Source organism: Methylobacterium sp. A49B, from assembly GCF_053346215.1.
Genome location: NZ_JBKFBO010000082.1, coordinates 27,536 through 46,370, shown reverse-complemented (window position 1 = coordinate 46,370; position 18,835 = coordinate 27,536). Strand labels below are relative to the sequence as shown.

The 18,835-nt window shown below is 71.2% G+C and carries 20 protein-coding genes; 8 read left to right on the top strand and 12 right to left on the bottom strand.

Translation table 11 applies throughout. From position 1 onward, the window contains the following. Nucleotide 1: 1 nt before the first annotated feature. Entirely contained in the window at nucleotides 2-769 is a 768-nt protein-coding gene (locus ACLBX9_RS10580; RefSeq protein WP_010683694.1) for an NAD kinase, read from the bottom strand. Nucleotides 770-911: 142 nt separating this feature from the next. On the opposite strand from ACLBX9_RS10580, the gene cutA reads away from it, so the two are divergent. Beyond that, nucleotides 912-1,271: a divalent-cation tolerance protein CutA gene (gene cutA / locus ACLBX9_RS10575; protein ID WP_447718911.1), complete on the top strand. Its 360-nt coding sequence runs from the start codon at nucleotides 912-914 to the stop codon at nucleotides 1,269-1,271. A gap of 53 nt (nucleotides 1,272-1,324) precedes the next feature. On the opposite strand, the gene ACLBX9_RS10570 is transcribed toward cutA, so the two are convergent. From ACLBX9_RS10570 to ACLBX9_RS10555, 4 genes are all read right to left on the bottom strand, one after another. Continuing rightward, nucleotides 1,325-2,470 (bottom strand): glycosyltransferase, encoded by a 1,146-nt coding sequence (locus ACLBX9_RS10570; protein WP_010683696.1) that lies wholly within the window; start codon nucleotides 2,468-2,470, stop codon nucleotides 1,325-1,327. A 67-nt stretch (nucleotides 2,471-2,537) separates the two neighbouring features. Next, entirely contained in the window at nucleotides 2,538-3,296 is a 759-nt protein-coding gene (locus tag ACLBX9_RS10565) for a lysophospholipid acyltransferase family protein (RefSeq protein WP_447718910.1), read from the bottom strand. Nucleotides 3,297-3,382: 86 nt separating this feature from the next. Beyond that, nucleotides 3,383-4,912 (bottom strand): phytoene desaturase family protein, encoded by a 1,530-nt coding sequence (locus ACLBX9_RS10560; RefSeq protein ID WP_447718909.1) that lies wholly within the window; start codon nucleotides 4,910-4,912, stop codon nucleotides 3,383-3,385. Between the two features lie 104 nt (nucleotides 4,913-5,016). Further along, entirely contained in the window at nucleotides 5,017-5,859 is an 843-nt protein-coding gene (locus ACLBX9_RS10555; protein WP_447718908.1) for a type 1 glutamine amidotransferase, read from the bottom strand. A 257-nt stretch (nucleotides 5,860-6,116) separates the two neighbouring features. Here ACLBX9_RS10555 and ACLBX9_RS10550 point away from each other — a divergent pair, with 257 nt between their 5' ends. Together ACLBX9_RS10550 and ACLBX9_RS10545 are read left to right on the top strand one after the other, a co-directional pair. Continuing rightward, on the top strand, nucleotides 6,117-6,419 hold the full coding sequence (locus ACLBX9_RS10550) for a hypothetical protein (protein ID WP_447718907.1): 303 nt from the start codon (nucleotides 6,117-6,119) through the stop codon (nucleotides 6,417-6,419). A 173-nt stretch (nucleotides 6,420-6,592) separates the two neighbouring features. Further along, entirely contained in the window at nucleotides 6,593-7,072 is a 480-nt protein-coding gene (locus ACLBX9_RS10545; protein ID WP_447718906.1) for a cache domain-containing protein, read from the top strand. 16 nt (nucleotides 7,073-7,088) lie between these two features. Here ACLBX9_RS10545 and ACLBX9_RS10540 read toward each other — a convergent pair whose 3' ends face one another. The 6 genes from ACLBX9_RS10540 to croR form a co-directional block, all read right to left on the bottom strand. Beyond that, nucleotides 7,089-8,297 (bottom strand): ABC transporter permease, encoded by a 1,209-nt coding sequence (locus ACLBX9_RS10540; protein ID WP_447718905.1) that lies wholly within the window; start codon nucleotides 8,295-8,297, stop codon nucleotides 7,089-7,091. Then, complete coding sequence (locus ACLBX9_RS10535; protein WP_010683703.1) at nucleotides 8,294-9,274, bottom strand: ABC transporter ATP-binding protein; 981 nt, start codon at nucleotides 9,272-9,274, stop codon at nucleotides 8,294-8,296. Before ACLBX9_RS10535 ends, ACLBX9_RS10540 begins: the two co-directional genes overlap by 4 nt. Nucleotides 9,275-9,278: 4 nt before the next feature. Beyond that, the gene (locus ACLBX9_RS10530; RefSeq protein ID WP_447718956.1) at nucleotides 9,279-9,713 is read right to left on the bottom strand and encodes a DUF2141 domain-containing protein; all 435 of its coding nucleotides are present in this window, start codon (nucleotides 9,711-9,713) and stop codon (nucleotides 9,279-9,281) included. A gap of 17 nt (nucleotides 9,714-9,730) precedes the next feature. Then, entirely contained in the window at nucleotides 9,731-11,320 is a 1,590-nt protein-coding gene (locus tag ACLBX9_RS10525; RefSeq protein WP_447718904.1) for a phytoene desaturase family protein, read from the bottom strand. Between the two features lie 321 nt (nucleotides 11,321-11,641). After that, the gene (locus ACLBX9_RS10520) at nucleotides 11,642-12,472 is read right to left on the bottom strand and encodes a TrmH family RNA methyltransferase (RefSeq protein ID WP_447718903.1); all 831 of its coding nucleotides are present in this window, start codon (nucleotides 12,470-12,472) and stop codon (nucleotides 11,642-11,644) included. A gap of 1 nt (nucleotide 12,473) precedes the next feature. Continuing rightward, entirely contained in the window at nucleotides 12,474-12,947 is a 474-nt protein-coding gene (gene croR, locus ACLBX9_RS10515; protein ID WP_010683707.1) for a 3-hydroxybutyryl-CoA dehydratase, read from the bottom strand. A 176-nt stretch (nucleotides 12,948-13,123) separates the two neighbouring features. Between croR and ACLBX9_RS10510 the strand changes: the two genes are divergently transcribed. The 3 genes from ACLBX9_RS10510 to ACLBX9_RS10500 all read left to right on the top strand — a co-directional run bounded on the left by ACLBX9_RS10510 (nucleotide 13,124) and on the right by ACLBX9_RS10500 (nucleotide 15,635). Next, nucleotides 13,124-13,741: a cation transporter gene (locus ACLBX9_RS10510; RefSeq protein ID WP_051072171.1), complete on the top strand. Its 618-nt coding sequence runs from the start codon at nucleotides 13,124-13,126 to the stop codon at nucleotides 13,739-13,741. An 8-nt stretch (nucleotides 13,742-13,749) separates the two neighbouring features. Continuing rightward, nucleotides 13,750-14,601 carry a metallophosphoesterase gene (locus tag ACLBX9_RS10505; RefSeq protein WP_447718902.1) on the top strand — a complete coding sequence of 284 codons (852 nt, stop codon included), beginning with the start codon at nucleotides 13,750-13,752 and terminating at the stop codon, nucleotides 14,599-14,601. Between the two features lie 140 nt (nucleotides 14,602-14,741). Next, the gene (locus tag ACLBX9_RS10500; RefSeq protein WP_447718901.1) at nucleotides 14,742-15,635 is read left to right on the top strand and encodes a transporter; all 894 of its coding nucleotides are present in this window, start codon (nucleotides 14,742-14,744) and stop codon (nucleotides 15,633-15,635) included. Between the two features lie 48 nt (nucleotides 15,636-15,683). Here the strand turns inward: ACLBX9_RS10500 and ACLBX9_RS10495 are convergent, their stop codons facing one another. Next, nucleotides 15,684-17,129, bottom strand: coding sequence for a homospermidine synthase (locus ACLBX9_RS10495; RefSeq protein ID WP_010683711.1), 1,446 nt, complete (start codon nucleotides 17,127-17,129; stop codon nucleotides 15,684-15,686). Nucleotides 17,130-17,722: 593 nt separating this feature from the next. Between ACLBX9_RS10495 and ACLBX9_RS10490 the strand changes: the two genes are divergently transcribed. Next, on the top strand, nucleotides 17,723-17,899 hold the full coding sequence (locus ACLBX9_RS10490) for a hypothetical protein (RefSeq protein ID WP_447718900.1): 177 nt from the start codon (nucleotides 17,723-17,725) through the stop codon (nucleotides 17,897-17,899). Nucleotides 17,900-18,024: 125 nt separating this feature from the next. Continuing rightward, on the top strand, nucleotides 18,025-18,696 hold the full coding sequence (locus ACLBX9_RS10485; RefSeq protein WP_447718899.1) for an invasion associated locus B family protein: 672 nt from the start codon (nucleotides 18,025-18,027) through the stop codon (nucleotides 18,694-18,696). The last annotated feature ends 139 nt before the right edge of the window (nucleotides 18,697-18,835 follow it).

Here is an 18,835-nt window from a genome sequence, read left to right as displayed (position 1 = left end):
CTCATCCGAACTGCTCGCGCAGGATGCGCTCGTCGAGGCTGTGGCCGGGATCGTGCAGCAGGACCAGTTCGGTCGCCCGGTCGAGGGAGGTCTCCACCGTGCAGACACGGCGGAACTCGGTGTGATCGGCCACAGCCGCCACGGGCCGATGGGGTGCGTCCAGCACGTCGATCCGGATCCGCGCGTAGTCCGGCAGCAGCGCGCCGCGCCAGCGCCTGGGCCGGAAGGCCGAGATCGGCGTGAGCGCCAGCAGCTTGGCATCGAGCGGCAGGATGGGTCCTCCCACCGACAGGTTGTAGGCGGTCGAGCCCGCCGCGGTGGCGACCAAGACTCCGTCGGCGATCAGCAGGTCCAGCCTTACGTTTCCGTCGACGGCGATCTTCAGCTTGGCCGTCTGGTGCGTCTGGCGCAGCAGGTAGACCTCGTTGATCGCCCGCGCCCGGTGGGACCGGCCCTCGGTGTCGAGCACGTCCATCAACAGCGGGTGGATGACGCTGCGCTGGGCGGCTTCCAGATGCTCCAGCAGGTCGTCGTCCCGGAACTCGTTCATCAGGAAGCCGACCGTGCCGCGGTTCATCCCGTAGATCGGCTTGGGGTTGTCCATGAACCGATGCAGCACTTGGAGCATCAGCCCGTCGCCGCCGAGGGCCACGACAACGTCCGCCTCTTCGGGCGGGACATGGTCGTAGCGCCGCATCAGGGCGGCGGCGGCCTCGCGGGCATGGCCGGTGGGGCTCGCCACGAAGGCGATCTTCTTGACGTGCGGCATCGCTCAGGCGCAGCTTGGCGGGCGCGTCGGGGTGGCGTCGGCGTTCACGTCACGGCTCCAGTCTGATGAGCGAACCGCCCGGTTGACGTCTCGGCCCGGCCTGCGCCTCACTGCCGGGAAAGCTGCATACCGGAGGCATAGCATGGAGCGTCCGCTCCTCGTCTACACCACCTTTCCCGACCTCGCCTCGGCCCTCAACATCGGCGAGGCCCTTGTCCGCGAGCGGCTGATCGCCTGCATCAACGTGCTGCCGGGGATGCAATCGGTCTACAGCTGGAAGGGCGCCGTGGAACGCGGCGAGGAGGTTGCGGCGATCCTCAAGAGCCGCGAGGGCCTCGCGGACGCCCTGTCGGCGGCGCTGAAGGCCCGCCATCCCTACGAGACGCCGATCATCCTGCACCTGCCGGTCGCCGGCTCCGATGCCGACACCGCGGCCTGGATCCTGGCGGAGACGGGCGCCGCCGGGTCGGTCGGTGCCGCCGGCGATCCGGCCGCGGGTTGAGGCGTGGGGCCGCTCCGCTGGGCACGATTCCGCCGGCGGATCCGTCGACAGGGTCAGTGCCCGCTCACCGGATAACTCCGACCCTTCCAGGTGGCCGCACCCGCCCGCTCCCGGCGCAGCAGGACGTTCCACTGAATCGCCAGGGCGACCAGCACCGCGGCGGGATGGAGCGGGATCGTCGCCAGTGGCGCCCGTACCGCCAGGGTGATTGCCGTCCGGGTCGCGAGGGATAAGAGGCAGGCCGCCGCCGCGAGGACCAGGACGGTGGACGACGCGAGGCCGCACAGGCCGGCCAGGACGAGGAGCGGCGGCAGGACCTGGCCGCAGCCGAGCAGCACGGTCCAGACCGGCAGGGCGCGCGGCGTCGCCATGCCCTCGTGGGCGTTCTTGGAGAAGCCTGCCCAGGCCTGGGCGAAGCCCTCGTACATCCGGCAGGTGGCGAGCGATGCGGCCGCGACGAGGTCGGTCCTGTATCCGGCGGCGCGAAACAGCCGCGGCAGGCGTACGCCGTCGTGGAGGGAGGTGCGGATCGCGCCGTGTCCTCCGGTTGCCACATAGGCCGCGCGATCGATCAGGATGAGCTGGCCGCAGGCTGCCCCAAGGGCCGGGTCGCGCAGGCGGCGCATGAGCGGCACCGGCAGGTAGCCGAGGAGCAGGAAGTCGATCATCGGCACCGTCAGCATCTCGCCGACGGTTTCGGTCCGCTGGCGTGGCACGCCGCTGACCAGGGCCGCCCCGGTGCGCCGCGCCTGCGCGGCGAGGCAGGAGGCGGCCTCGGGCGCCAGACGCACGTCGGCGTCGATGAACAGCAGGTCCCGGCCGGTCGCCAGCCCGGCCATATGGGCGCAGGCATGGTTCTTCCCGGTCCAGCCCTCGGGCAGGGCTGGCACGGACACGAGCCGCAGGCGCGGATCATCGACGGCGCGCACGATCTCCGGGGTCGCGTCCGTCGAATGGTCGTCGCCGACGATCACCTCGACCGGGACGCCGGTGCTGGCCAGCGCCGCCCGCACGGTCTCGGCGATGTTGCCGGCCTCATTGCGCGCCGGGATCAGGATCGAGACGGGCTCGGCCTCCGCCGCCGGGGGCGGCCTGCGCAGCACCGCGAGGTTCACCGCCGCCATCACAGCCGGAACCAGCGCCGCGATCAGGCAGAGGAGGGCTAGGGCCGTCGCGATCGCGGTGAACGGGTCGGTCATGCTCCGGCCTCGGGAGTGGCGCCACCGGCTGCAGGCATCGCACGCGGACCTGTTGGAGCGAAAGGCCTCATGGGGTTGGACCGGAGCCGTCGGACGCGCGGTGCGACGGATCGAACCGGCGCCCGGAGAGCCGGGCTGCGGCGCGCCGCCAGACGTCGTAGACCCCGCCGACGCCCTTGCGGCCGGTCACCAAGACCCGAAAGCGCTCCGGGTCGCGGCTGATCACGTCGGTGCCGAGGCGGTCCAGGGTGGCGGTGAGCTCGGTTTCGAGGCGTGCGAGCCGCTCCGGCCGGGGCAGGGCGGCGAGTTCGGCACCCGCGATCCCCGGACCGAACGCCGCGAAGGCGCCGGCACCGCGCTCGTCCCAAAAGGTGTATTCGAGAGCGAGGGGAACGAACAGGGCATCCGGCGCAATCTCGGCGAGCCGCGCGACGCCGGCCCGGAGGTTGAGGGGGCGGGCCCGCACGTCGGCGAAGCGGCCCTGGGCGGTGATCCAGAGCATCCCGTCCGGTCCGGACAGGATCGAGCGGGCGGCGGCCAGGAACTGCGCGGCGCCACGGGCACTGTCGAGATCCACCCCGAATGCGCCGATCCGTTCGAAGATGCGGTAGCGCGCCAGCATGGCCGCGTCGAAGGGCGCGCGGCTCGTCCGGCCTGGGTAAAGCCGCCCTGCCAGCACGATGATGAGGAGCGCGTCCCACCACGCCGGATGGTTGCTGTAGACGACGATCGGCCCGGGGTGGTCGGCGGCCGGGAGCGTGCTCCAGAGCGGCAAGCGCAGGGCATCGAAGTGGCGATGCAGGTAGCGCGCGAACCATGCCACCATGAACGCGCGGATCGGGGGGGAAACGGGAGGAAGCTGCGCGCGTCTCCCTCCTCCCGCGTAGGAGGACGTATCCGGCTCCGCATGCCTCACGCAGAGGCGCGCAGCGTGCCGCGGGCGTCCTGATCGTGGGCGTCTGCGGCGATCCAGCCCGACATCATGACCATCGGCATGCCGGGTCCGGGGTGGGCGGCGCCGCCCGCCAGATAGAGCCCGCGCACCTGCCGCGAGCGGTTGCCCGGCTTGAACGCGCCCATCACCCGCCCGTGCGAGGCGAGGCCGTAAATCGCGCCGTTGAGGACCTTGTAGCGCTCGTGGATGTCCTGCGGCGTCAGGTGGCGCTCGACCACGATGCGCTCCTCCACATCCGGCATGCCGGCGGTCCGCTTGAGCTTGTCGAGGATCGTCCGGCGGTAATTTTGGAACAGCGGCCCGTCCGGGCGCCAGTCGTGGTGGGGCCGGAGATAGGGCGTGTGCACCAGGACGTAGAGCGCCTCGCCGCCCTCCGGCGCCACGCTCGGATCGGTGGAGGAAGGTGCCGCCAGGTAGGCGGTCGGGTCCGGGGCCGGCTCGCCCTTGTTGTAGATGTAATCGAACTCCTCTTCCGGGTCCCGGGAGAAGACGAAGTCGTGGTGGTTCAGGTGCTCGTAGCGCTTGTTCAGGCCGAGATAGAGCACCACGCCCGAGCAGGCCGGCTCGGGGTTCTTCTTGGCGTAGGCCTTGGCCGCCTCGCCGCCGACGAGCTCGCGGTAGGTCCGCACCGAATCCATGTTGGAGATCACCGCGTCGAACGGTGTGACGCCGTCGGCGGTGCGCACGCCCCGGACCGCGCCGTTGGCGGTCTCGATCCCCGTAACCTCGGTATCGGTCTTGCAGGTGGCGCCGAGTTCCTGGGCGAGCTTCGCCAGTCCTTCCGCCACCGCCCGGGTGCCGCCCATCGGATACCAGACGCCGTCCGCGGTCTGCATGTGGGCGATGGCGCAGAGCACCGCCGGTGCGCCGTAGGGCGAGGAGCCGACATACTGCACGAAGTGGTCGAGCATCTGCGCGAGCCGGGCGTCCTTGACCTTGCCGCGGATGGTCGAGGCGACGGAGGCGTGCATGCGCAGGGACAGCACGTCGCGCAGCGTGCCGGGATTCATGTTGGCGCGGATGTTGATCGTGTCGAACAGGTCCTCCACCGGCTTCCAGAAGAAGAACCGTTCGGAGACGCCGTGGAGGTGCTCCGAGATCGAGATGAACTTCTTGTAGCCCTCGCCGGTGCCGGGCGCGAAGCGCTCCATGTCGCCGGCCATCCGCTCGACGTCCTGCATCAGGTCGATATGGGTGCCGTCGTCGAAGAAGCAGCGCCATTGCGGGTCGAGCCGGCGCAGGTCCATATAGTCGTGGACCGAGCGCCCGGCCTCGGCGAAGATCCGCTCCAGCACCCGGGGTACGGTCAGGATGGTCGGGCCCATGTCGAAGCGGAAGCCGCCCTCGTGCAGCACCGCCGCCTTTCCGCCGAGCCAGCCGTTCTTGTCGTAGACCGTCACGCGGTGGCCCCGCGCTGCGGCGACGCACGCGGCCGCGAGTCCGCCGAGCCCGCTGCCGATGACGGCGACCGTGGAATCCTGGCTCATCCTGAAGGATCGCTCCCCGAGCCCTCAACGGCGGGGCCCGCGACTGCGAAGCTAGACCCAGGGGCGGGCGGGTCAACGCGCCACCCGGTCGCGGCGGGGGCTTGTCAGGCCTCGCCTGTGGACAGCCGCGCCAGAAAATTGCCGATCTCGCGGCGGCGAAGGCCGGCCTCCAGCACCTCCGGGCCGACACCGTGGCGCCAGGCCAGCCGGTGGGCGGCGTCGGTTTTGTCGTCCTGGAGCGCGGCGATCTCGTTGGCATAGGCCGCCACCGCTGCGGCATCCTCGGCGAGGCCCGCCTCGACGATGGCCGTGTCGCAGAGGCGCAGCATCGCGGCGAGTTCGTCGAGGTCGAGTTCCGGATGGTACTGCGTCCCCCAGAACCAGCCGGCCCCGTACCGGATCTCGAGCGCCTGGATGCCCAGGATCCGGTTGCCGGCCAGCACCCGGGCCCCCGGGGGCGGCGCCAGCACGGCATCGGAGTGGATCGCCGGGGCGTCCCACGACGCCGGACGCCCCGCCAGGAGGGCATGGGTCCGGCCCTCCTCAGTGGCGCTGATCGCCCGGGCGAAGCCGTATTCCGGGCCCCGCGGGTTCGCGGCGGCCCGGCCGCCGGTCACCGTGGCGGCGACCTGTACGCCCCAGCATGAGCCGAACACCGGCAGGCCTGCCTCCAGGGCCGACCGCATCAAGTCGAGCTGCCGGGTCACCGCTGGCGTGCCGTCGGCGACCTTGAGAGTCGAACCGGTGAAGATCAGCCCGTCGAAATCCGGCAGGCCGGCCGGCAGAGCGGCGTCGGCATCGGCCGGGCTGATGAGGCGGCAGGTCGCGTCCGGCGCGAGGGCCTGGACGACCGCCGCGTAGGACTCAGCCGACGTGCGGCCGGTCGCGGCGACGTGCCGGTCGCGGGCCGCGCGATCGTTGCCGTCGGCGATGAGCAGGCGGAGCATGGCGTGATCTCGAGACAAGCGGAGCCGGACCGTGCCCGATCGCGCCGCCGGTGTCCGCGCGCAGCTGGTCGCAGGGCCGGCGCGGATCGTCGCGGCCCGAGGCCCGCACCCCTCGACGTCGCCGCGCGACAGAACGCGTCCCGCCGCGACGGTCCCCAGGCCATGACGACCCCCAAATAGAGGATGTGCCGCAACTCGCGGCGGTCGTATTCAGGGATTACCGGAAATCTCGGGTTGCGATCGTCGCGGAGGTTGCGATGCCGGATCTCGCTGAGATGGAGCTTTACGGCACGGAGGCGCGCGGGCTGATCGCCCGCGCCGAGGACGCGGTGCGTCGTCTGGAACTGGCCCGTGCCTGCGAGGGGCACCGCCTGATGGCGATGCAGGGGCTTGCGGCAATGCGGCATCTCCAGCGGACCATCGAGCTGCACCGCAACCGCTTGGTCTTCGAGGCCCTGCCCGATACCCTGAGCCTGGGCGTTCCGCCCCGGCGGACTTGGTTGTCCGCCGTGCGGCATCACCTCTCGATCGGCGGTCCGCCGCTGGAGATCCGGGCCTGACAGGTCCCGGCGAGGGGTTCATGCCCGCGTCAGCACAGCCGGGTGGCACCCGATGCCGCAGGCACCGCCGAGGCCGCATCGGCCGTCAACGTCATCGGCCGGAGGTTTGCAATCGGGGCGTAGGCCCTTGGTGCGTCGGGGGAATCGGTCCGCTGTTTCGGTGAGGCGAGGGCATGAAGAGAGCCTTCCTGATCTGGCCCCTCCTCGTGTTGCTCGCCGCCACGCTGCCCGCCATGGGGAGGCGATCGCCGCCGATCCTACATCAGGCGCTGGAGATCGAATCGCTCGTCAACAGGGCGGCCGAGTTCGTGGAGGAACGCGGCACCGATGCGTTCGCGGACTTCAGGCGGAAGGGGAGCCCGTGGCGGTACGGCGACGTCTACCTGTTCGTCGTCGACATGCGAGGGATCGTTCTGTTCAACGCCGCCCAACCCAATCGCGAGGGTCGGGACCTGCTCGACGAGCGCGATGCCGACGGCAAGCTATTTCTCCGGGCCTTCATCGACACCGTCCACCGGTTCGGCTCCGGCTGGGTCGATTACATGTTCCCGAAGCCCGGACACTCCGCCCCTACGGTGAAATGGAGCTATGTCTGCGCCACGCGGGTCGCCGGGATGGAGGCCCTGATCGGGGCGGGCGTCTACGTCGAGTAGGCCCGCCTCACGGCCGTCAGATGGTCCGCCGCGCGGCCAGCGCCACCGCGAGGCCCAAGCCCGCGAGCATCAGGGCGCCCAGAACCGCCAGGGCCGGCGCCGCGGCGGCGAAGCCTTCGCCCAGCGCGGTCTGATAGGCCTCGATCGCCCAGGCGTTGGGCGTGAGCCAGCCGGCCTGCTGGAGCCAGGGCGGCATCAGGAAACGGGGGACCATGGAGCCGCCCACCGCCGAGAGCAGCAGCACGCCGAAGGTCGAGACCAGGTGGGCCTGTTGGCGCGAGCCCGCGAGCGCGCAGGCGGCGAGTGCCAGACCGGCTGCCATCGCGGAGACCAGAAGGCAGGTGGCCAGGAACGTGGGCCAGTGCGGCCCGATCTCGACCCCATAGAGCAGGGCGGCCGCCAGGAAGATCAGGCCGGCCTGCACGAGGCCCTGCAAGGTCAGGAAGCCGAATTTGCCTAGGACCACCACCGGCAAACCGCCGGGCCCGGCCATCAGTCGCTCGGCCAAGCCGGATTCGCGCTCCTCGACCAGGGACATTGCCCCCTGCATGGCGGCGAACAGCAGGAACACCGCCGTGATCGCCCCCGCGTAGTAGCTTACCCGGGCGTTTCCGGTCCCGGCGGCCGTGCTGCGCCGCTCCACCATATCGGCGAAGCTGAACGGCTCCTTCTTCGCCCGCTGCTCCGCGAAGGCCTCGTCAAGGAAGCGGCGCTCGTCCGCGCCGATCTTGCCCGTCCGCTCCACATCGGCGACGATCCGCGACAGGACCACGTCGGGCAGCGCCTCGTTCAGCACCCGCTGGAGCTGACCCAGGGCGATCGGCGTCGCCAGCGCCTTGGCGGGGTTCTCCACGAGGACGACCGGTTGATCTGCGGTGCCGGTGGCGCCACCCGCCGGGGCGGCGATCAGGTCGCCCCGCAGGACGAGCGCTACGTCGACCTCGCCGGAGCGGACGGCGTGCGCCACGTCGGCGAGGTTCGCCGCCGGCAGCCGCGAGACCCTCAGCGACGGGTCCGCCGCCAGCGCGTCGGCGAGGCGTTCCGTAGCCGCCGTCCGGGCGAGATCGGCGAGCCCGAGATGGATGCGGATCCGGTCGCCCGTTGCCCCCGAGAAGATCGCCGCGAAGATCGAGAAGATCACCGTGGGTAGGACGAAGGCCATCACCAGCGCGGCGCGGTCGCGCACGAGGCTCAGCGCCATGACCCTGAACGCGGCGCCGATCACCGCGCCGCTCCCAGGCGGCGCGGGGCGGACGCGTCGCGATCCGCGACCTCCCGAGGCCGGAGCGCGTCGAGGTAGAGCGCCTCCAGGCGCGGCGCCCGCACCCGCACCTCGGCGACCGGCACCCCCTGCGCCCGCAGGGCGCCGAGCAGGGCGGCGCCGTCGAGGCCGGAGCGTTCAACCGAGCGCCACGAGAGGCTGTCCGCATCGGCCGGCGCGAAACCGGCGCGGCGCAGCACGGCCTCGGCGGCGGCGTCCGCCGGCACGGCGAGGCTCAGCTCGCGCTCCGGCGCGCCCGCGCGCAGCTGCGCCAGGAGATCGGAGAGTCGCCCCTCGCGCACGACCCGGCCGTGCGCAAGGAAGGCAACACGGGACGCGAGCCGCTCCGCTTCGCCGAAATCGTGGGTGGCAAGGAGGATCGCCGTACCCGCCGCCTTGAGCCGGTCCAGAACCGCGTGGATTGCGGCCCGGGCCGCGAGATCGACGCCGCTGGTCGGTTCGTCGAGGAGGACGAGGCGGGGCCGGTTCATCAGGCTCGCCGCGATGTTGACCCGGCGCCGGTAGCCCCCCGACAGGACGCCCACGGGGCGGCGCGCCACGTCGGCGATGTCGGCCATGGCGAGGGCGGCCTCGACCGCCGCCTTCCGGTCGCGCCGGGGCACGCCCGCCAGCTGACCGAAGACGCCGAGGTTCTCCGAGACGGTCAGCCGCGGGTAGAGGGCGATCTCCTGCGGTACCCAGCCGATGGCCCGCCGTGCATGGCCGTCCCGGTACGGATCGGAATCCGCGACGCGCACCGTCCCGGCGCTCGGGGCGAGGCGGCCCGCCACCAAACGCATCAGCGACGACTTGCCGGCCCCGTTCGGCCCCAACAGGGCCAGCGTCTCGCCGGCGGCGAGGGCGAGATCGACGCGCTCCAGCACACGCCGGCCGCGGATGTCGAGGCCGACGCCCGCGATCCGGACGAGGGGAGCGCTCATGCCCTCAGCGCCGCGGGAGGGCGCGGGCGAGGCGCACCCGCACGGAGCCCCCCGGCTCCCGGAGCACGAAGGCGGCTTCGGAGAAGTCTGGTCGCGCCCGGCGCCCGGCGGCCCCCGAGAAGGCGTAGGGCTCCAGCGGCAGGCCGAGACCGGTGCGGTCGAGGCGGCCGTTGCCGTTGGCGTCCTGGTAGGCCGCCACCGCGTAGGTTCCCGGGCTCACGCCCTGAAATGTGAACAGCGCGCGGTCCGCGGTGGCGCTGGCGTCGTCACCGCGCAGACAGGCGCTTTCCGAGAGCCCACCCTGACAGAGCGCGACGCGAACCTGACCGCCGCCGGGTTCGATCCCGTCGACCTCGACCTGAACGGTCGCGGCTGCCGCCGGCTCGACGGGGCCGCTGAGCCCCGCCGCGAGGGCGCAGAGCCCCGCCGCCAGGGCGATCCGGCTGGGCGGCCTGCTCACGAGGCCTCGCCGGAGGTGGCCAGCGGCGCGGTTTCGGGGATGCCGGCCTGCGCGGCGGCGCGGGCGCCGGCCAGTTCCTCGATCAGCAGCCGGGCGGAGATTCGCGCACCCTCGTAGATCACCGGCAGGCCGGAGCCCGGATGGGTACCGCCGCCGACGATGTAGAGTCCGGGCCCGAACCGGTTGTGCGGCCGGAAGTACAGCATCTGCATCAGGTCGTGGGCGAGGTTGAAGGTGGCACCTTCGTGGACGGCGAAATCCTCCTCCCACTGGGTCGGGTCGATGATCCGCTCGTAGCGAATCCGGGACTCGATATCGCCGAGTCCGAGGAGCTTCAGCCGCTCCAGGATCAGAGCCCGGTAGGTCGTGCGCACGGAACGCCAGTCGATCCCGGCCTTCAGGTTCGGCACCGGCACCAGCACGTAGAGGGCCGTGTGGCCCGGAGGCGCCATGCCGCCATCCGTGTAGCCGGCGTGCTGCACGTAGAGGGAGGGCTGCATCGGCAGCGTGCCCTCGGTGATCTCGCGGATGTTTTTCTCGTAGCCCTCGGCCAGGAGGATCGTGTGATGCCCGAGGCTGTCGGGCATTTTCCCCTCGAGTCCGAGGTAGAGCATGAAGGTCGAGCAGGAGAGGCGGGCCTTCTTGATCTTGGAGTCGCGCCAGCGCGGGCGGTGCCGCTCGGGCACCAGGGCGCGCACCACCTTGGCGAAGTCGCCGTTGATCAGCACGGCGTCGGCGTTGAAGACCTCGCCGTCGGCCACCACGCCACTGGCGCGCTTGCCCTCGAACAGCACGCGCTCGACGTTGCTGTTGAGCCGGAGGTCGACGCCCATGCGGGTGGCCAAGCCCGCCATCGCGTCCGAGACTGCGCCGCAGCCGCCCACCGGGTGGTAGACCCCATGCTCGTATTCGAGGAACGACAGGATCGTGAACAGGCTCGGGCACCGGAACGGTGACATGCCGAGGTACTTGGTCTGGAATGAGAAGGCGAGGCGCACCCGCGGGTCGGCGAAGTGGCGTTTCAGGTCGCGGTCGACGCTCCGTCCGGGATGGAGGTAGGGCAGGGCGGCCAGCATCGCCGGGCTCGCCATGCTGCGCAGCGTGTGAAAGGCCTGCTCCAGCACCGGCTTGAAGTATTGCAGCTTGGTGCGGTTCTCGGCGAAGAACGCTTTGACGTTCCGGGCATCGTCCGGCGCAACGCCGGCGATCTCGCGTTCCAGGCGCTCGACATCGCCCGTAGCGCGGATCGTTCCCGAAATCCCGTCGGGCCCCTCGAAAACGAGGTGATATTGCGGATCGAGACGCTCCAGCTTGACGTGATCCTCGAGCCGCTCGCCGCAGCCCGCGAAGATGTCCGCGAGAATCTGTGGATAGAGGAAGAAGGTCGGCCCGATATCGAAGCGGTAGCCCCCGGGGGCCTCCACAGTCTTGGTCCGGCCGCCGACCTGCGCGTCCTTCTCGAACAGCGTGACGTGGATACCGGCGCGCGCCAGGATCAGGGCGGATGCGAGTCCGCCCGGCCCGGCCCCGACTACGGCCACCCGGCGTCCGGTCAGCGCCCGCAACCCATCACCAGACTGAAGCAACGCGACTGCCTCCTCGCAGAATCCCCCGCCACCTTGCGGCCAAGCTAGCCTCGCATCTCCGCACGGCAATTGCAGCCGTTTGTCGCGCGCAGACTGACGGACGAAAACGGACTGGGTTGCCAAGTTGTCAAGAATCGTACGGTTTCGGCAGCCCGTGGTGGTTACGGAGACGTTCGATGGCACGCCGCCCTGCGGACGCAACGCCGCGACCACGTCGCGGATGCGCCTGTACCGGCACAACGGACCTTGGCCCTCTGCCCGTCCCGGCTTTCCAGATTGGCGGCTCACCCGGTCCCGCGCTCGGTGCCACCGGTCGAGGCCTCACAGCCCGTCACCGAGGCGTCCCTGGCTTCGGGCTATGCTGTGCAGGGCGATCCCCGCCGCGGTGGCGACGTTGAGCGAGTCGAAGCCTGCCGCCATCGGGATGCGCACCGGCCGCGCCCGGGCGAGCGTCTCCGGGTCGAGCCCGGGACCCTCGGTGCCGAGCAGCAGGAGGGCCCGCTCGGGCGCCGCGGCGGCGTCCAGGGTTTCGTCAGCTCCGGGACTGAGGGCCAGCGGCGTGAGGGAGAGCCTTCGCGCCACCTCAAGCCAGTCCTGACCCGCTTGCAGCCGGGCGAAGGGCTGGATCAGCGCGGCCCCGGCCGACACCCGGATGCTCTTGCGATAGAGCGGATCACAGCTTCCCGCATCGAGCAGCACCGCGTCGGCCCCGAAGGCGGCGGCGTTGCGGAAGGCGGCGCCGACATTGTCGTGGTTGGTCAGGCCGGCGAGCCCCAGCACCAGGGCCGGCGCGGGCGGCGGCGGCACGATCGCGGCGGCGTCCGGCTCCGCGCCGCGCAGACCGATCGCCAGCACGCCGCGGTGGATCGGGAAGCCCGTCACGGCACTCATCACGGCCTTAGCCGCAAGATACACGGGCGGCGGCTCCGGACAGGCGGCGACGGCATCCGCCAGCCCCGGCCAGCGTTCCCGCGCGAGCAGGATCGACTCGGCCCGGAAGCGGCTGCGGCACCCGAGCAGCAGCCGCAGGGTCACCTCGCCCTCGGCGACGAAGCGGCCGGCGCGGCCGACGAGGTCGCGCTCGCGCATCCGCGCGTAGGGGGCGATGCGGGGATCGTCCGGGTCGGTGAGCGTCTCCGGCTCCGCGGGCACCTCAGCCCTGCTGTCGCTCGGTGCGGCTCGCGAGCGGGTCGGCCTCGGCCTTGGTCGGCACCTTCACCAGCGCCTCGCCGTCGAGGACGGTCTCGCCGGCCACGGAGCACTGGCAGGCGAGGCGCGCCCGGCGCCGCTCGGGCATCAGCTCGGCCACCGTGACGGTCACCTCGACCACGTCGCCGATCCGAACGGGCGCGCGGAAGTTGAGGGTCTGCGAGATGTAGACGGCGCCCGGTCCCGGCAGTCGGGTGCCGAGCACCGCCGAGATCAGCCCGGCCGTGTAGAGGCCGTGCGCGATGCGGGTGCCGAAGGGCGTGCGGGCCGCGAAGTGTTCGGACAGGTGGATCGGGTTGCGGTCGCCGGTGATCTCGGCGAAGCCGACCACGTCCGAGGAGGCGATCGTCTTCGACAGGGTTTCCGACAATCCGACCTCGAGATCCTCGAAGTAGAGCACGCGCAGTTCGGGCAGCATGGCTCGGCAGACCTCCGGTTGCGGCCGGTCTCCCGTCTCGCGCGGCCGGCTCCGGCAACCGCCTCGCACGATCGCGGCGCCGAATCCACCCGGACGAAGGCGTAAGGGCCTCGAACTTTCTTGAGGCGCGGACAGGGTTTTCTCAACAGCCCTCGACAGGCGGCCCGCGCTCGGCGATGAGGCGCCCCGTGACCCCCGATGACGCCGCCCGGCCCGCGCCGCCCGCCCTCCGCCCCGTCGTCGCCCGCGTGGCGGCGCTGAACCTCGGCTATTTTTGCATCGAGATCGCGGTGGCGCTCGCCATCGGCTCGGTGGCACTCATCGCCGACAGCCTCGATTTCCTGGAGGACGCGGCGATCAACCTGCTGATCTTCGCGGGCCTCGGGTGGAGCGCGCGCAGCCGCGCCCGGCTCGGCACAGCCATGGCGGGCATCCTGCTCCTGCCGGCCCTGGCGGGGGCCTACGCGGCCTACGAGAAGGTCTCGGACTTCGCGGCGCCGGCCGCGCTGCCGCTGACGCTCGCGGGAATCGGGGCGCTCGCCGTGAACCTGACCTGCGCGCTGATGCTCGCCCGGCACCGGCACGGCTCCGGAAGCCTGACCCGGGCGGCCTACCTCTCGGCCCGCAACGACGCCTTCGCCAACATCGCGATCATCGCGGCCGGGTTGGTGACGGCCCTTTACCCGTCCCCGTGGCCGGACCTCGTCGTGGCGGCCGGGATCGCGATCCTCAACGCCGATTCCGCCGTCGACATCCTCCGGGCCGCCGCGGCCGAGCGGCGCGCCGCCCGGTAAGCACAGCCATGCGCATCTTCCCCATCTCGGACCTGCACCTGGAGCGGCGACGGCTCGACCTGATCGCATCGCCCCTGGAGCCCTTCGACGTGCTCGCCTGCCCGGGCGATCTGTACGAGGGACATCCCGAGCGGGGCCTCGCGGCCCTGCTGCACCTCGCGCAGGGGCAGCCCGTCGTGCTGGTGCCCGGCAATCACGAGCGCTACGCCCCGACCGGGGATCCCCGGACCGCGCCGGAGCTGCTCGCCGCCCTGGAGCGGGAAGTCGCGCGGTTGAACGGGGCGGGGGCCCGCATCCACCTGCTCCAGAAGGCGCAGGCCTGCGTCATCGACGGCGTGCGCTTCGTCGGCACCACCCTGTGGAGCGACTGGAGCCTCGCCGGGCGCTGGCTCGCCCCGGACACGCCTGACCGGCCCGACGACCCTGTCGCCTACGCGGCCGCGCGCATGACCGATCCGGTGACCGGATCGCGGGAATATCTCGGGTCGATCCGCAAGGGCGACGGCCGCCCCTGGCAGCCCGCGGACGCGATGGCCGAGCACCGGGCCGAGCGTGCGGGCCTGCACGCCGCGCTTCGCCGTCCTCATGACGGCCCGACCGTGGTGGTGACGCACCATCCGGCGAGCCCGCTGGCGGCGGACCGGTTCCGGGACGCGCCCGGCGTGCCCTGGTGGGTGCCGGCCTTCTACGCCTCCACGGCCCTCGACGATCTCGCCGACCCGGAGCGGCCGGCGCTGTGGATCTCCGGTCATTTCCACGCGGGCCACGACATGGCGGTCGGGCGCTGTCGATGGGTGTCGAACCCGGTTGAAGGCGCGACCTACCGGAGCGGTTTCGTCGTGGAAGTCGCGGGTCGCTGATTTAGTCCCGCCGCAAGAGTTCGTCCTGTCGAGCCCGTGCCGTTGCGCACGACTTGGCCGTACAGCCGGGATGCAGCCGGAGTGAACGCCCGTCCAATCCTGATCGGCCCCGGCTCCCGGGGCCCTGATCCGGGATCTCCATGGCTGGTTTCACCCTGACGTCACGCAGGATTGCGGGGACGTTTCTTGCCGCCACCATCACGTCCACCGTCATGTCGGCCGCAACGCCCACCCTCGCCGCATCCGCGGCGCAGCCGGGCCAGACGGTCGGTCTGCCGGTGGGCGATCAGCTGCCGGTCGGGCTGTACTTCGTGAACCTGTCGAGCTTCGGGACGCGCAGCACGCAGCCCCGCGACTCCTCGACGAACGTCAACCTGCCGACCTTCGCCTGGGCCACCCCCTGGACCGTCGCGGGCGCGCGCCTGCAGTTCTTCTTCACCCAGCCGGTCGCGGCGGCGAGCAGCCAGGGCGCGCCCTATCAGAGCGGGATCGGGCAGCAGCTCCTCGCGGCCCAGCTTGCCTGGGACCTCGGCGGCGATGTCGGCGTGAGCTATCTCTTCGGCGGCTACCTGCCGATCCAGACGCGCTTCCTGACCCAGTCGGCCTCGCTTAGCCATCGCTTCGCGCTGAGCTACACGGGCGACGGCTGGAACCTCACGTCGAACCTGCTCTACGGCGTCTTCCTCGACACCCGTTCACCGTCCGGCACCCTCTACCCGGACTACCTGAACCTCGACCTGACCATGACGAAGAAGTTCGGCCAGTGGCAGGTCGGCGCGGTGGCCTTCGGCTCGACCGACCTGCCCACCGGCGTGGGCAGCTACCGCCCGCAGGGGCAGATCGCCGTGGGCGGCTTGGTGGGATACAATTTCGGGCCCGTGAACCTGCAGGCCTACCTGACCCACGACGTGATCGAGCGGAACTACCGCGGGCGCGAGGTCCGCGGCTGGCTGCGCGCGATCGTGCCGCTCTACCAGGACAAGGCGGAGGTCGAGCCAGGCCGCACCCTGGTGACACGGCGCCAGGCCGAGTAGCCGGTGCGGAAAACCGCGCCCGCCTCACGCGGGCGCGGAGCCGAGGCCTCAGCCGTGCACCAGCACGTTGCGGAACTGCCAGGGGTCGCTGGTGTCGATGTCCTCCGGGAAGAGGCCCGGCCGGTCGGTGAGGGGCGTCCAGTCGGTGTACACGCCGACGACCGGGCCGAGATACGGGGTCTGGACCTCCAGGCAGCGGCGGAAATCCATCTCGTCGGCCTCGACGATGCCGGCCTCCGGATTCTCCAGCGCCCAGACCATGCCGGCGAGCACCGCCGAGGTGACCTGCAGGCCGGTGGCGTTCTGATAGGGCGCGATCCGGCGGGTCTCCTCGATGGAGAGCTGCGAGCCGTACCAGTAGGCGTTCTTCTTGTGGCCGTAGACCAGCACGCCCAGCTCGTCGATGCCGTCGACGATCTCGGTCTCGTCGAGAATGTGGTGCTGCTCCTGCACCTTGGCGGCGTTGCCGAACATCTCGTGGAGAGAGAGCACGGCGTCGTCGGCCGGGTGGTAGGCGTAGTGGCAGGTCGGCCGGAAGACCGGCCGATCGCCCTCGCGCACCGTGTAGTAGTCGGCGATCGAGACGGCCTCGTTGTGGGTCACCAAGAAGCCGAACTGCGCGCCGGCGGTCGGCACCCAGGTGCGCACGCGTGTGTCGGCGCCCGGCTGCAGCAGGTAGATCGCGCAGCGCGAGCCCTTCTCCTGCTCGCGGGCGTTGGCGGGCTTCCACGTCTCGTGCGTGCCCCAGCCGAGCTCGGCCGGCTGGTTGCCCTCGGAGACGAAGCCCTCCACCGACCAGGTGTTGACGAAGACGCCGCGCGGCTTCGGGGTCTTGGCGCGCTGGGTGTCCCGCTCGGCGATGTGGACGCCCTTGACGCCCAGGTCCTTCATCAGGCCGGCCCACTCGGCCCTGGTCTTGGGCTCGGGCCGCTGCAGGCCGGTATCCTGCGCGATGTTCAGGAGCGCCTGCTTGACGAACCACGAGACCATGCCGGGATTGGCGCCGCAGCAGGAGACCGCGGTGGTGCCGCCCGGCTTCTGGGCGCGGGCGTCGAGGATATCCTGACGGAGCGCGTAGTTGGTGCGGTCGCCCTGGCTCTTGGTCTTGTCGAAGTAGAAGCCCGGCCAGGGCTCGGCCACGGTGTCGATGTAGAGGGCGCCGAGCTCGCGGCAGAGCTCCATGATGGCGCGCGACGAGGTATCGACCGACAGGTTCACGCAGAAGCCCTGGCCCCCGCCCTCGGTGAGGAGCGGGGTGAGCACGTCGCGGTAGTTCTCCTGGGTCAGCGCGACCGTCTCGAAGCGCAGCCCGTGCTTCTCCGCGAGCGACCGGTGGGTGTCGACCGGGTCGATCACGGTGAAGCGGGCCTTGTCGTATTCGAAGTGGCGTTCGATCAGGGGCAGGGTGCCGCGGCCGATCGAGCCGAAGCCGATCATCACGATGGGGCCGGTGATGCGGCCGTGGACCGGGTGATGGGTCGGCTGGTCGGTCATGCGGGGAGATCCTCGTTGGCGGACGCGTCGCGGGTCCGCAGGTCTGGCTCGCGGGCGGGGTATGGCGCGCGTGTGACAGTGCGGCGACAGGCCCGCGTGGCGGTGCCGATGCGGTTCGAAGTTCAAGTCGCCGAAAGCGCGCTCAATGGCGGCTGGACCGCCCAAGGTCAACCGCACTGCGAGAGCGCGTGGGGCTGCGCATGCGGGTGGCTCACGCGTGGACCCGCCCAAAGACTGAGTTCTGTGCTGGCTCACGGCTCGCCGTCCAGCATGTTCCGAGGGTCGGTTGAAGGGCTAGCTGAGACGAGGCTGTTCGGTAGGTCGCGTGCGCGTCAGCGAAGCCGCATGTGGGATCCGGCGCAGGATGCGACTGACGAGCCTCGCGCCGTGGCGTGGGGGCAAGCAGTCTGATCGTTAACGCAGGGTTGACGGATCGCCGCCGCTGCATGCGTCAGATGCATGTGTCGTGCGCGCCCGGCCCGATGGAAGGCGCTTATGGCAGGGCTCATATTGCGATGCAGCAAGGCCGCGAAGTCGGCCGGATGCGACAGGGACAGTCGAAGCGCCCGAGACCTCGCAACTCGGAGTCCGCCATGCTCGCGCTCATCACCTCCCGGATTCCCGGCCCGGCCAACGAAAGCGCCGACCGCGACCCCGGTTTCATCACGCTCCTGTTCACGATTGCCCGCGCTGCCCGCAACGGAGCGGAAGGCGCGTTCGCGCGCCGGTGCGCCCTGGCTCGCGCCGTCGGCGGCCCGAACCCGCTCTGATGCGGCGGTCGTGGCGTGCCGGTCCGCGGATCGGTCACGCCATTGGTCACGCTCGGGAGATTGCGTCACCCCCCGTTGGGCAGTAGGCGGCTCTGCCGCTCCATGGCCCGGGGGTTCGTGATTCCATGCCGTCGTTCCCAGCGCTCGCGCGCATCAGCCTGATCGCCGCGCTGCTCGCCGTTCCCTTGACGCCCCGCGCGCAGGACGCCGAACCCGGGGAGGCGCCCGCGGCCGAGGCGGCTCCGAAGGCCCGTACCAAGCCGAAGCCCAAGCCGGCTGCGCCGAAGCCCGTGGCCAAGCCCGCCGAGGCCGCGACGCCCGCCGCCCACGGACCAGCGCACGCCGCGTGGCCGACCGGCGCGAGCACCGTCAGCGAGAGCTACGGCGACTGGACTATGACCTGCACGCGCCCGAACGAGAAGATCACCTGCATCGTGGCCCAGTCGCAGGGCGATTCGCAGACCGGGCGGCGCAAGTTCGCGGTCGAGCTGCAGACGCCGGTCGATGGCCGTTCCCAGGGCCTCGTGCTGATGCCCTTCGGCCTCTCCATCGAGCCCGGCGTTACCTTCAAGCTCGACGAGCAGACCCTCGGCAAGGGCGCGCCCTACACGTCGTGCGGCGTCGACGGCTGCTTCGTGCCGATCAGCTTCCCGACCCTGGCGCTCGACGGCATGCGGACCGCCAAGAAGCTGTTCGTGACCGGTCAGAAGGCCAGCGGCAGCGATCCCGCCACCATCGCGGTACCGCTGGAGGGCTTCCCGCAGGCGCTGGACCGTGCTGTCGCCCTGAGCGGCTGAGGGCAGGTTCGTTCCGCCGGAACCCGGTCGATTTTCGAGGTACGGTTAAGGCAGCGTTAGCTGCCCTGCCTCAGGATCCCGCCGAGATGTGGCGCCGTGCGCCGCGGCCCCGCCGGTGCCGCGCGCGCCGGGATGGGTC

What these genes read in the sequence shown, in the direction of transcription:
- ACLBX9_RS10580 (WP_010683694.1), bottom strand. Translation starts at nt 769, where the DNA reads ATGCCGCACGTCAAGAAGATCGCCTTCGTGGCGAGCCCCACCGGCCAT.
- cutA (WP_447718911.1), top strand. Translation starts at nt 912, where the DNA reads ATGGAGCGTCCGCTCCTCGTCTACACCACCTTTCCCGACCTCGCCTCG.
- ACLBX9_RS10570 (WP_010683696.1), bottom strand. Translation starts at nt 2,470, where the DNA reads ATGACCGACCCGTTCACCGCGATCGCGACGGCCCTAGCCCTCCTCTGC.
- ACLBX9_RS10565 (WP_447718910.1), bottom strand. Translation starts at nt 3,296, where the DNA reads ATGGTGGCATGGTTCGCGCGCTACCTGCATCGCCACTTCGATGCCCTG.
- ACLBX9_RS10560 (WP_447718909.1), bottom strand. Translation starts at nt 4,912, where the DNA reads ATGAGCCAGGATTCCACGGTCGCCGTCATCGGCAGCGGGCTCGGCGGA.
- ACLBX9_RS10555 (WP_447718908.1), bottom strand. Translation starts at nt 5,859, where the DNA reads ATGCTCCGCCTGCTCATCGCCGACGGCAACGATCGCGCGGCCCGCGAC.
- ACLBX9_RS10550 (WP_447718907.1), top strand. Translation starts at nt 6,117, where the DNA reads ATGCCGGATCTCGCTGAGATGGAGCTTTACGGCACGGAGGCGCGCGGG.
- ACLBX9_RS10545 (WP_447718906.1), top strand. Translation starts at nt 6,593, where the DNA reads ATGAAGAGAGCCTTCCTGATCTGGCCCCTCCTCGTGTTGCTCGCCGCC.
- ACLBX9_RS10535 (WP_010683703.1), bottom strand. Translation starts at nt 9,274, where the DNA reads ATGAGCGCTCCCCTCGTCCGGATCGCGGGCGTCGGCCTCGACATCCGC.
- croR (WP_010683707.1), bottom strand. Translation starts at nt 12,947, where the DNA reads ATGCTGCCCGAACTGCGCGTGCTCTACTTCGAGGATCTCGAGGTCGGA.
- ACLBX9_RS10510 (WP_051072171.1), top strand. Translation starts at nt 13,124, where the DNA reads ATGAGGCGCCCCGTGACCCCCGATGACGCCGCCCGGCCCGCGCCGCCC.
- ACLBX9_RS10505 (WP_447718902.1), top strand. Translation starts at nt 13,750, where the DNA reads ATGCGCATCTTCCCCATCTCGGACCTGCACCTGGAGCGGCGACGGCTC.
- ACLBX9_RS10500 (WP_447718901.1), top strand. Translation starts at nt 14,742, where the DNA reads ATGGCTGGTTTCACCCTGACGTCACGCAGGATTGCGGGGACGTTTCTT.
- ACLBX9_RS10495 (WP_010683711.1), bottom strand. Translation starts at nt 17,129, where the DNA reads ATGACCGACCAGCCGACCCATCACCCGGTCCACGGCCGCATCACCGGC.
- ACLBX9_RS10490 (WP_447718900.1), top strand. Translation starts at nt 17,723, where the DNA reads ATGCTCGCGCTCATCACCTCCCGGATTCCCGGCCCGGCCAACGAAAGC.
- ACLBX9_RS10485 (WP_447718899.1), top strand. Translation starts at nt 18,025, where the DNA reads ATGCCGTCGTTCCCAGCGCTCGCGCGCATCAGCCTGATCGCCGCGCTG.